An 11,796-nucleotide genomic window follows, 5' to 3' on the forward strand; every position below is an offset into this window, starting at 1 on the left:
TAGTAATCATGAAGAATTTGAGAATTTCCATGAGCATTTAACTGGTGTGCAAGTTTCCATGTATGACCAATTGGGTTCGTTTTATTCAGATCAACCTGATTTTTCCGATCCTCAAAATCAAAAATATTTAACTATTGACTATTATTTGTCAGAGTTGGAGGAAGTTCGCCAGCAATTAGGTTTAGACGATTTTTACTTGCTGGGCCATTCTTGGGGTGGTGTCTTGGCTCAAGAGTATGCTCTAAAATATCCAAAACATCTTAAAGGTTTAGTATTGATGAGCATGATTGACAATATTCCTGAATATATTACGCATATTAATGCACTGCGTGAGCAAATGTTTTCTCAGTTTTGGGTAGATTACATGAAAGATGTTGAAGCCCAACAGCGTTTTGACGATCCTAAATATAATGAGTTAGTGACACAATTATACAAGGTTTATGTTTGTCGTCATCCTGAAAATGGCGGTCATCATACTGTTAGTACCAATGCCACGGCGGTTTACAACTATTTTCAAGGTAATAATGAATTTGTGATGACCGGCACTTTGAAAAATTGGGATCGGCGCTCGGACTTGTACCAAATCATGACGCCAACGCTGTTAACTTTTGGTGATCACGATACGATGCCACTTTCTGTTGCTCGACGGATGCAGCAAACTTTACCTAATGCCCGTTTGGTCATTACCCCGGATGGTGGTCATTGTCACAGTGTTGATAATCCACGGGCTTTTTTTCAAACATTGGGGCAATTTTTAGATGATGTTGAAGCTAATCCGCAGTTGAATTTGAAAGAAGGGTTAAGTCATGAAAACTAAATGGAGCTTGTTGATTGGTGGGGTGTCTTTAGTATTTTTAGCTGGTTGTGGTTCTAAAACCACCACCTCGTCTTCTAATCAACAAATTAATTTGATGCAAACTGGTGATTTGTTATCACTCGATACCTCCGAGCATGCTGATTTACAAACTTGGAATACTTTAGAAAATTCCATGGAGGGTTTATATCGCGCCAATAAAAAGAATCAACCCTCAGCTGCCATGGCTACCAAAGTTGTTAAACCAACGAACCAGGGATTAACTTATACTTTTCCTTTAAGAAAAAACGCTAAATGGAGTAACGGGCAACCAGTGACTGCGCAAGATTTCGTGACTGCCTGGCGCCGTTCAGCTTCACCGACTGCTAAGTCGGGCTACAATTATATTTTTGCCGGCATTAAAAATGCCCAAGCGATCGCTAAAGGCCAGAAGAAGCCTCAAGAGTTAGGCGTCACTGCTCTTAACGACCATACTTTACAAGTACAATTAGAACATCCCATGCCATATTTTGACAAAATGATGGTGATGCCAGCATTCTTCCCCGAAAATCGGACTGCTTTAAAACAATTCAAATCTAAATATGGTACACAGTCTAAGTATTTATATTACAATGGTCCCTTTAAAGTTACGCAATGGAACGGTAATAGCGACAGTTGGGTGTTAAAACCTAATCCACATTACTATGCTAAAAAGCAAATTCATCTGAAGACGATTAAGTATCTAGTGGTTAAAGATGCTAATACTGCCAATGAATTATTTAGTCAAAAGAAATTAGATGATGCTACGATTACGGGTGTCACTGCTAAAGGCTTGCAAAAATCGAAAAATTTGATTCATCAGCGCCGGGCGGGGAATTACTATTTGCGGGTTAATCTCAGTAATCAGCAACCATTAACTAATGTGAAAATGCGCCAAGCAATCAGTTTAGTTATTAATCGAAAAGCTTTGACTAAAAATGTCTTAGCTGATGGTTCTCAGCCAGCTTACACTTATACTGCCAAGGATTTAACGACCGATCCCACTACCGGTCAAGACTTTGCGACAGAAACGACGCCATCAAGGACTTATGATTTAAAACAGGCTAAGACTTTATGGCAGCAAGGTCGTCAAGAAACACATTTGAAAAAGCATGTAACTTTGCAACTATTAGGTGATGATCAAACAATTACTAAGAATGTTGCCCAATTTTTACAAAACTCTTTGGAAAAAAATTTATCTGGTGTTACTGTTGATTTACGCAATGTTCCAGAAAAAACTAGTTCCAGTGAAATGCATAGCGGTAAGTTTGCATTGGGCCAAACTTTATGGTTAGCAGATTTTGCTGATCCTATTAGTTTTATGGGGATTTTGGAAAGCTCCAATCCACAAAATTATGGAAAATATCATGATGTAACTTATGATCAATTATATCAACAAGCTAGTTTGAATAGTAGTAATACTTCTAAGGAATATTGGCAAACTATGCAGCAATTACAACTGCATTTAAATCAATCAATGCCAGTTATTCCGTTATATCAGATGGTAGAAAGTCATTTAGTTAATCCTAAATTAAAGGGAGTCTTACGACATACTGTTGGTGAAGATGATTATACGCGGGCTTATTTAAAATAATATATAATTAGTTTTAAGCTAAAAAACAGGATAATCCTAAATTTATTTTCTACCATTATTCAAGTAAAACTTTGATTAATTGGGATCTAATTTTATCTTAACCCTTAGGTTTATTATTTTAAGATGTTGAATTACCTGTGTTCTATGATTTTTGGCAATACCAAATCAACACCTTAACCAGCGATTTTTAAGGTGCTAATAAAAATTTAAATTAATCATTATCTTAGTTGATAATTATACTTTTGATTTGTTAAAATAAGGTGATATATCGTTCTGATGAGGCGGTTTATCGCAGCTATGGCAATCTTCTTGGTCATTTTTGATCCCGAAGATTGCTTTTTGCTTTGATAAAAGTCACAGATATGATTCCTGCTTGAAAGATGTGTTCCCGCCGAGACAATATTCAATAATGGTTCGATATAGGCATTGACTTTATTAGGTGATTTAAAACGTCTAATATCTCCTAATTCGGCGATTATTAAATTAGCACTGACTTCGCTGATTCTAGGAACACTACATAAAATCTCAAATTCAGGTAATTCTTGCGCTAATTGACTCATCATCCACTGCTGAATAAGAGACTTGTGCTATATCTCCATTAAATTTTGTGCGCTGATTTGAGCACGTTTCTGTGACATAGATTTCGGTGTAGAAGCTAAAAAAATCTGAGTCAAACTGTCTAAATTTTGTTTCTTAACCAAACTAGCTATGGGAAATAATTGAACTAAATTCCAATACATCTCACCGCACGGATAACTCAATAAATGTTCAATTTCCGGGAAAGTCAATTGTAAGATACGATGCAGCCGATTTTTAGCTCTAATTAAATCAGCAGTTAATTCCTGGTAAAAACGAATCATATCTCTTAATTCTATGTAAACCGGATCTTGTTGATATTGTGCAACTCTATTCAAAACAAATAAATTATAAGCATCAGCGCGATCCGTTTTATACGGTCGTAACTTGTCAATTTGTTTCTTGGCCTGTAAAGGATTTAAGCAGAGATGTACTGATAATGATTATTTGATAGAAAAGCTTGTAAACGCCGTGAATAAACACCAGTGGCTTCAAAAACAATTTCTGGTTGATTCATTGTTTTTAAATCGGCTAACAATTGTTCAAAGCCCAAGTAATCATTGCTAATTTTATATTGTTTAATCACCTGTTTTTCAACAAATACTGCAACATTAGAAGATTGACTACTAACATCAATGCCAAATACTACTCGCATAATTAATACCACCTTATGATATGAAACGGACTTATCAATCTAATTTTCTATACACGACGTTTTACGTCCAACATTTTTCGAACAGATTTAGATAAGATTATGAAATTGCCAGTTTTGGTTGCGGCGTCTGGCGCCAAAGAAAGTTTCGACTTATCAATTTCATACCCACTTTTAATTATCTATCCACCACTAAGCTTAGAATGTTTTTATGTTGCTTGTTTAATAATTAATAAATTATTACTGGTACTAAGTAATTTTTTTATGGCGTTTATTCAACAAGATTTGACTAACCTTGTTAGATTTTGGGGGGCATATTAAATCGTGTATTATATTTTGGCTTTTTGATTAACGGTATCAATTCTAATTGGGATTTTCTGGTAAATCAAGCAAACTAAGTTAGTAGCAATTGGAACTTGCATGTACAATTAAGGCATACGGCTAATAATTTATTTAAATTAACATTACAACGTTTTAATCTTGAATTAAATATAAGAGATTTTTGGTTATACTTAACAAGTAGGTCTGACATGGATATTAATTTCTTATTATAAGTAACTAAAAAGCATATCCTAGTTAGGTTTTTATTTTAATTATTTTTTAACTGTAAATCATAAGATTATCCAGCTAATCATATTGCTGTTAAAAATAATAATGTTTTTTTAGCTCATAGCACTATCTTGCTTTGACTCTTTTTGAATCTTTATATTTTTTATCCATTTCTTTTGATAATTAATATTACTAATTTCCATTTGATTTAGTTATAATATTTATTAAATCAGCTTACTTTTTTGTCAAACTTTTCTTTTTTATAAAAACATTTAGTACTAGTTAACTTTCATTTTTTTAAATTATATAGCCCATCTTTTATATATTTTTTTGATTATAATTGATTTAAAAATCATGCAACATTAATATAATCAATATGCATATCAACATAATTGTGGATTAGGTGTTGGTTAAGTCACTTATTTTTATATATTACCTACATATGCATTTTTTTATTTTAAATAAGTATTATTAGCATCACTTAATTCATGTGATTTTAATGATAACAAGAAAAAACATTATTATTTTTAACAGCAATATGATTAGCTGGATAATCTTATGATTTACAGTTAAAAAATAATTAAAATAAAAACCTAACTAGGATATGCTTTTTAGTTACTTATAATAAGAAATTAATATCCATGTCAGACCTACTTGTTAAGTATAACCAAAAATCTCTTATATTTAATTCAAGATTAAAACGTTGTAATGTTAATTTAAATAAATTATTAGCCGTATGCCTTAATTGTACATGCAAGTTCCAATTGCTACTAACTTAGTTTGCTTGATTTACCAGAAAATCCCAATTAGAATTGATACCGTTAATCAAAAAGCCAAAATATAATACACGATTTAATATGCCCCCCAAAATCTAACAAGGTTAGTCAAATCTTGTTGAATAAACGCCATAAAAAAATTACTTAGTACCAGTAATAATTTATTAATTATTAAACAAGCAACATAAAAACATTCTAAGCTTAGTGGTGGATAGATAATTAAAAGTGGGTATGAAATTGATAAGTCGAAACTTTCTTTGGCGCCAGACGCCGCAACCAAAACTGGCAATTTCATAATCTTATCTAAATCTGTTCGAAAAATGTTGGACGTAAAACGTCGTGTATAGAAAATTAGATTGATAAGTCCGTTTCATATCATAAGGTGGTATTAATTATGCGAGTAGTATTTGGCATTGATGTTAGTAGTCAATCTTCTAATGTTGCAGTATTTGTTGAAAAACAGGTGATTAAACAATATAAAATTAGCAATGATTACTTGGGCTTTGAACAATTGTTAGCCGATTTAAAAACAATGAATCAACCAGAAATTGTTTTTGAAGCCACTGGTGTTTATTCACGGCGTTTACAAGCTTTTCTATCAAATAATCATTATCAGTACATCTCTGCTTAAATCCTTTACAGGCCAAGAAACAAATTGACAAGTTACGACCGTATAAAACGGATCGCGCTGATGCTTATAATTTATTTGTTTTGAATAGAGTTGCACAATATCAACAAGATCCGGTTTACATAGAATTAAGAGATATGATTCGTTTTTACCAGGAATTAACTGCTGATTTAATTAGAGCTAAAAATCGGCTGCATCGTATCTTACAATTGACTTTCCCGGAAATTGAACATTTATTGAGTTATCCGTGCGGTGAGATGTATTGGAATTTAGTTCAATTATTTCCCATAGCTAGTTTGGTTAAGAAACAAAATTTAGACAGTTTGACTCAGATTTTTTTAGCTTCTACACCGAAATCTATGTCACAGAAACGTGCTCAAATCAGCGCACAAAATTTAATGGAGATATAGCACAAGTCTCTTATTCAGCAGTGGATGATGAGTCAATTAGCGCAAGAATTACCTGAATTTGAGATTTTATGTAGTGTTCCTAGAATCAGCGAAGTCAGTGCTAATTTAATAATCGCCGAATTAGGAGATATTAGACGTTTTAAATCACCTAATAAAGTCAATGCCTATATCGAACCATTATTGAATATTGTCTCGGCGGGAACACATCTTTCAAGCAGGAATCATATCTGTGACTTTTATCAAAGCAAAAAGCAATCTTCGGGATCAAAAATGACCAAGAAGATTGCCATAGCTGCGATAAACCGCCTCATCAGAACGATATATCACCTTATTTTAACAAATCAAAAGTATAATTATCAACTAAGATAATGATTAATTTAAATTTTTATTAGCACCTTAAAAATCGCTGGTTAAGGTGTTGATTTGGTATTGCCAAAAATCATAGAACACAGGTAATTCAACATCTTAAAATAATAAACCTAAGGGTTAAGATAAAATTAGATCCCAATTAATCAAAGTTTTACTTGAATAATGGTAGAAAATAAATTTAGGATTATCCTGTTTTTTAGCTTAAAACTAATTATATATTATTTTAAATAAGCCCGCGTATAATCATCTTCACCAACAGTATGTCGTAAGACTCCCTTTAATTTAGGATTAACTAAATGACTTTCTACCATCTGATATAACGGAATAACTGGCATTGATTGATTTAAATGCAGTTGTAATTGCTGCATAGTTTGCCAATATTCCTTAGAAGTATTACTACTATTCAAACTAGCTTGTTGATATAATTGATCATAAGTTACATCATGATATTTTCCATAATTTTGTGGATTGGAGCTTTCCAAAATCCCCATAAAACTAATAGGATCAGCAAAATCTGCTAACCATAAAGTTTGGCCCAATGCAAACTTACCGCTATGCATTTCACTGGAACTAGTTTTTTCTGGAACATTGCGTAAATCAACAGTAACACCAGATAAATTTTTTTCCAAAGAGTTTTGTAAAAATTGGGCAACATTCTTAGTAATTGTTTGATCATCACCTAATAGTTGCAAAGTTACATGCTTTTTCAAATGTGTTTCTTGACGACCTTGCTGCCATAAAGTCTTAGCCTGTTTTAAATCATAAGTCCTTGATGGCGTCGTTTCTGTCGCAAAGTCTTGACCGGTAGTGGGATCGGTCGTTAAATCCTTGGCAGTATAAGTGTAAGCTGGCTGAGAACCATCAGCTAAGACATTTTTAGTCAAAGCTTTTCGATTAATAACTAAACTGATTGCTTGGCGCATTTTCACATTAGTTAATGGTTGCTGATTACTGAGATTAACCCGCAAATAGTAATTCCCCGCCCGGCGCTGATGAATCAAATTTTTCGATTTTTGCAAGCCTTTAGCAGTGACACCCGTAATCGTAGCATCATCTAATTTCTTTTGACTAAATAATTCATTGGCAGTATTAGCATCTTTAACCACTAGATACTTAATCGTCTTCAGATGAATTTGCTTTTTAGCATAGTAATGTGGATTAGGTTTTAACACCCAACTGTCGCTATTACCGTTCCATTGCGTAACTTTAAAGGGACCATTGTAATATAAATACTTAGACTGTGTACCATATTTAGATTTGAATTGTTTTAAAGCAGTCCGATTTTCGGGGAAGAATGCTGGCATCACCATCATTTTGTCAAAATATGGCATGGGATGTTCTAATTGTACTTGTAAAGTATGGTCGTTAAGAGCAGTGACGCCTAACTCTTGAGGCTTCTTCTGGCCTTTAGCGATCGCTTGGGCATTTTTAATGCCGGCAAAAATATAATTGTAGCCCGACTTAGCAGTCGGTGAAGCTGAACGGCGCCAGGCAGTCACGAAATCTTGCGCAGTCACTGGTTGCCCGTTACTCCATTTAGCGTTTTTTCTTAAAGGAAAAGTATAAGTTAATCCCTGGTTCGTTGGTTTAACAACTTTGGTAGCCATGGCAGCTGAGGGTTGATTCTTTTTATTGGCGCGATATAAACCCTCCATGGAATTTTCTAAAGTATTCCAAGTTTGTAAATCAGCATGCTCGGAGGTATCGAGTGATAACAAATCACCAGTTTGCATCAAATTAATTTGTTGATTAGAAGACGAGGTGGTGGTTTTAGAACCACAACCAGCTAAAAATACTAAAGACACCCCACCAATCAACAAGCTCCATTTAGTTTTCATGACTTAACCCTTCTTTCAAATTCAACTGCGGATTAGCTTCAACATCATCTAAAAATTGCCCCAATGTTTGAAAAAAAGCCCGTGGATTATCAACACTGTGACAATGACCACCATCCGGGGTAATGACCAAACGGGCATTAGGTAAAGTTTGCTGCATCCGTCGAGCAACAGAAAGTGGCATCGTATCGTGATCACCAAAAGTTAACAGCGTTGGCGTCATGATTTGGTACAAGTCCGAGCGCCGATCCCAATTTTTCAAAGTGCCGGTCATCACAAATTCATTATTACCTTGAAAATAGTTGTAAACCGCCGTGGCATTGGTACTAACAGTATGATGACCGCCATTTTCAGGATGACGACAAACATAAACCTTGTATAATTGTGTCACTAACTCATTATATTTAGGATCGTCAAAACGCTGTTGGGCTTCAACATCTTTCATGTAATCTACCCAAAACTGAGAAAACATTTGCTCACGCAGTGCATTAATATGCGTAATATATTCAGGAATATTGTCAATCATGCTCATCAATACTAAACCTTTAAGATGTTTTGGATATTTTAGAGCATACTCTTGAGCCAAGACACCACCCCAAGAATGGCCCAGCAAGTAAAAATCGTCTAAACCTAATTGCTGGCGAACTTCCTCCAACTCTGACAAATAATAGTCAATAGTTAAATATTTTTGATTTTGAGGATCGGAAAAATCAGGTTGATCTGAATAAAACGAACCCAATTGGTCATACATGGAAACTTGCACACCAGTTAAATGCTCATGGAAATTCTCAAATTCTTCATGATTACTACCGGGACCACCATGGACACATAATAATTTGACGGAACCTTCACCAACTGTGCGCGTAAATAAATGAAAACCATTCTTTAAAGTTAAAATTTTGCTACCCGACATCATCAATTAACTCCTTTTCTATTTGAAAAATAAAATTATTAAGAGGCTGAGACAAAAGTCGTTTTGATATGAGCCTTAATCTTATTGTCCTAACCTCATCTCAACTAAATAAGGTTAGGCGTAGCTTTTATTGCTAGAAACGTAATATAAATTAATGCTCGTTCAATTATCAAAATACGATCATTAATCTGATTGTCACAGTTCCATAAAAAAAGCACCCCTATAAGAATTGTTCTTAAAAGGGTGCAATTATGCACGGTACCACCTCATGTTTAACTTAACAAACAGCAACTTTAAATCAATTACGATTTGCTTACCTCTGATAACGGTGGCGGCCGATCAGGCTTACTTAATTCAGTTGATAGCTCCAAAGTGATCTTCATTGACAAAACTTTGTCCCTGCTCGCACTAAACCAGGTTCGCTAACCGCAGTTTTGTAACTACTTACTTTGTCATTGCTTTTTTCTAATTTTATTATCATTTAAATTTAATATGAATGTTAAAACTTTAATTGCGATTTGTCAAGGATATTTTAATTGCAAGATTCAAAATCAGACATTATAGTTAAAAATCAGCTTGTGTCACATTTTCATGTATTGGTAGTTACAAAGTAATTCATTTACTAGTCTTCTTAACCATAATTGTTACGATTACGCACATCAATAAAATTAGATATCTATTGTAATTAGTAACATCAACTGTATCAGTATTAACTGAAAGTAATAATTACTAAGTCTAAATAAAAAGTGCAGTTGATAATTTATCCCTTTACTAACTTATATCCAAAATATCACAAAAATATGCTTAAAAAATAGATTTTATAAAGGCAATAAACATTTTAATGATAATTATGTAAAAACTTTAAGAAAATTGATAAAAAAGCATATATTTGCGATATAATTAATTTATATTAAAAAAAGGGGGGATCAGAATCATGAAAATAAAATCGTCATTAATTAATAGTTTAGTTATTGTCATTTTTAGTTGTTTACTTTTAACTGGTCAACGAGTTAATGCACAACTTTATGTTAGATCAATCGGCAATTTTCAGATCAGTTCTGGAAAGGAAGCGGTGCCAATCTATTATAATGCTGAGTGCACCCAACCAACTGGTAAAACCTTAGCAACTAACATCAATGATTGGGCAGTCACTGCTATTAGTCAAAAGAGTCGTCCTAAAGACGATACAACATACGTACCATTTAATTCCTTTGATTTAGGTTTTAATCAATGGGTCAAAAGTACCGATGTTTTTGTCGGCGGTGTCGTCAAAAACAAAAAGCCAAATAACTTGTTAGAAGCGTATTCTAACTATCAACGGGTTCCAATCTATGATTCACCACAATTATGGCATATCACTGGTTATCTAGATCCTAAAATTGCTGATTGGAAAGTAAGTAAATTTGCCAGCAATAGTGCAAGCGGCAATCCGATTACACGTGTTGATTTAGGAGCTAATCAATGGGTTGATACCACCAATAACGTCGTTGCTGTTCGTTGGATGTATGACTTTAACATTGGAACACAATTATTTAATCAATGGGGAACACCAACAAATAAAATACAAGCTTCTGATTTTTATAAAGTCTATGGTATAAAAAATATTAATGGTCAAAATTATGTTAAGTTGGGGTCAAACCGTCAGTGGGCTAATTTAAATGAGGCTTATATAAATTAATTTAGTTAAAATTATATATTTTTGAAAGTTAAAAAGTTAAATAGAAAAAAGGAAATTAGTAGCCATGAAATCAAATTTAAAATCTTTAAGCAGTAGATTGCTTGCCATGATAATTATCGCAATTAGTTTACCAATAATATCAACCAAAGCAGTTGTCGTACCTAGTCATGATATTTATTATTCACATGGACAGAGGAATATGACTTATCAAGATCCACAATTAAGTAAACCCATTGGCACTAGACTCCTATCTCAAATTAGTGCTTGGCAAACTTATGAAAAAAACGTTGACGCTTCTGGTAAAACAACAGCTTATAACTTAGGTGATAATCAATGGGTCAGTGCCCCATTTAATGCAGTCAGCCATGAAGTAAAATCAGGTGCATACATTTATAAAGAAGCTTTTTCTAATGGTCAGCCGATTCCAGTGTACAAAGATCCACAACTTACTCAGTCGGTTGGAAAGTTAAGTGATAAAGTATCTGATTGGACAATTAATCAAGTAGATTTTGCTAATCAATCAGAGTATGTCTACGCCGTAGATTTAGGTAATAATCAGTGGGTCTCAGCTGCAGCAGTGTATTTATTACCAAAAGTTGTTACGGTAAACACTAATAATGATTTGGTCAACCAATTCGGAGTTAAAACTGGCAAGATCGTTAATACTAATATGACTTATGCTACTTTTGGCGTAAAAACAATTAATCAACAAACATATATTCGTCTGGGCTCCAACCGCCAATGGATTTTAGCTAATCAAACGAAGCCCGCTTTAAATTAAATAAGCACTCAGTTAAAAATTTTAAGATTTAAGATTGTATTTTCTATGTAAACGTTATACACTAACTTTATATAAATATCTAGCTATCGCAAAGGGGAGCCACTGTGCTGAGAATGATTAAAATCAGACCCTTCGAACCTGTTTTGTTAAGACAAACGTAGGAATTGTGATCAATTAAAAGTATTCTTTTTGCGAAGTTGTTG

At 33.6% G+C, this 11,796-nt stretch carries 6 protein-coding genes, 2 pseudogenes and 1 riboswitch; of the genes and pseudogenes, 5 read left to right on the forward strand and 3 right to left on the reverse strand.

Going from position 1 to position 11,796, the window contains the following annotated elements; genetic code table 11:
• A partial coding sequence (locus tag AC3B7A_RS09235) for a proline iminopeptidase-family hydrolase (protein ID WP_489756638.1) occupies positions 1-817 on the forward strand: 817 nt, incomplete at its 5' end.
• Positions 807-2,426: a peptide ABC transporter substrate-binding protein gene (locus AC3B7A_RS09240; RefSeq protein WP_489756639.1), complete on the forward strand. Its 1,620-nt coding sequence runs from the start codon at positions 807-809 to the stop codon at positions 2,424-2,426. The genes AC3B7A_RS09235 and AC3B7A_RS09240, both read left to right, overlap by 11 nt.
• 218 nt (positions 2,427-2,644) lie before the next feature.
• Here AC3B7A_RS09240 and AC3B7A_RS09245 read toward each other — a convergent pair.
• Positions 2,645-3,657: pseudogene (locus AC3B7A_RS09245) on the reverse strand (IS110 family transposase).
• Between the two features lie 1,716 nt (positions 3,658-5,373).
• Here AC3B7A_RS09245 and AC3B7A_RS09250 point away from each other — a divergent pair.
• A pseudogene (locus tag AC3B7A_RS09250) lies at positions 5,374-6,386 on the forward strand (IS110 family transposase).
• A gap of 218 nt (positions 6,387-6,604) precedes the next feature.
• Here AC3B7A_RS09250 and AC3B7A_RS09255 read toward each other — a convergent pair.
• The gene (locus tag AC3B7A_RS09255; protein WP_489756639.1) at positions 6,605-8,224 is read right to left on the reverse strand and encodes a peptide ABC transporter substrate-binding protein; all 1,620 of its coding nucleotides are present in this window, start codon (positions 8,222-8,224) and stop codon (positions 6,605-6,607) included.
• A complete protein-coding gene (locus tag AC3B7A_RS09260) occupies positions 8,214-9,137 on the reverse strand; it encodes a proline iminopeptidase-family hydrolase (protein WP_489756640.1) in 924 nt (307 codons plus the stop codon). Before AC3B7A_RS09260 ends, AC3B7A_RS09255 begins: the two co-directional genes overlap by 11 nt.
• A 931-nt stretch (positions 9,138-10,068) precedes the next feature.
• On the opposite strand from AC3B7A_RS09260, the gene AC3B7A_RS09265 reads away from it, so the two are divergent.
• Both AC3B7A_RS09265 and AC3B7A_RS09270 read left to right on the forward strand, forming a co-directional pair.
• On the forward strand, positions 10,069-10,812 hold the full coding sequence (locus tag AC3B7A_RS09265; RefSeq protein ID WP_489756641.1) for a hypothetical protein: 744 nt from the start codon (positions 10,069-10,071) through the stop codon (positions 10,810-10,812).
• Between the two features lie 106 nt (positions 10,813-10,918).
• Complete coding sequence (locus tag AC3B7A_RS09270; protein ID WP_489756642.1) at positions 10,919-11,593, forward strand: hypothetical protein; 675 nt, start codon at positions 10,919-10,921, stop codon at positions 11,591-11,593.
• Between the two features lie 82 nt (positions 11,594-11,675).
• A riboswitch (TPP riboswitch) is annotated at positions 11,676-11,774 on the forward strand.
• The last annotated feature ends 22 nt before the right edge of the window (positions 11,775-11,796 follow it).

The organism is Bombilactobacillus sp. ESL1202, from assembly GCF_058107125.1.

Bases quoted from the DNA above. Each gene is read 5' to 3' on its own strand.
- AC3B7A_RS09240 (WP_489756639.1), top strand. From the start codon at position 807: ATGAAAACTAAATGGAGCTTGTTGATTGGTGGGGTGTCTTTAGTATTT.
- AC3B7A_RS09255 (WP_489756639.1), bottom strand. From the start codon at position 8,224: ATGAAAACTAAATGGAGCTTGTTGATTGGTGGGGTGTCTTTAGTATTT.
- AC3B7A_RS09260 (WP_489756640.1), bottom strand. From the start codon at position 9,137: ATGATGTCGGGTAGCAAAATTTTAACTTTAAAGAATGGTTTTCATTTA.
- AC3B7A_RS09265 (WP_489756641.1), top strand. From the start codon at position 10,069: ATGAAAATAAAATCGTCATTAATTAATAGTTTAGTTATTGTCATTTTT.
- AC3B7A_RS09270 (WP_489756642.1), top strand. From the start codon at position 10,919: ATGATAATTATCGCAATTAGTTTACCAATAATATCAACCAAAGCAGTT.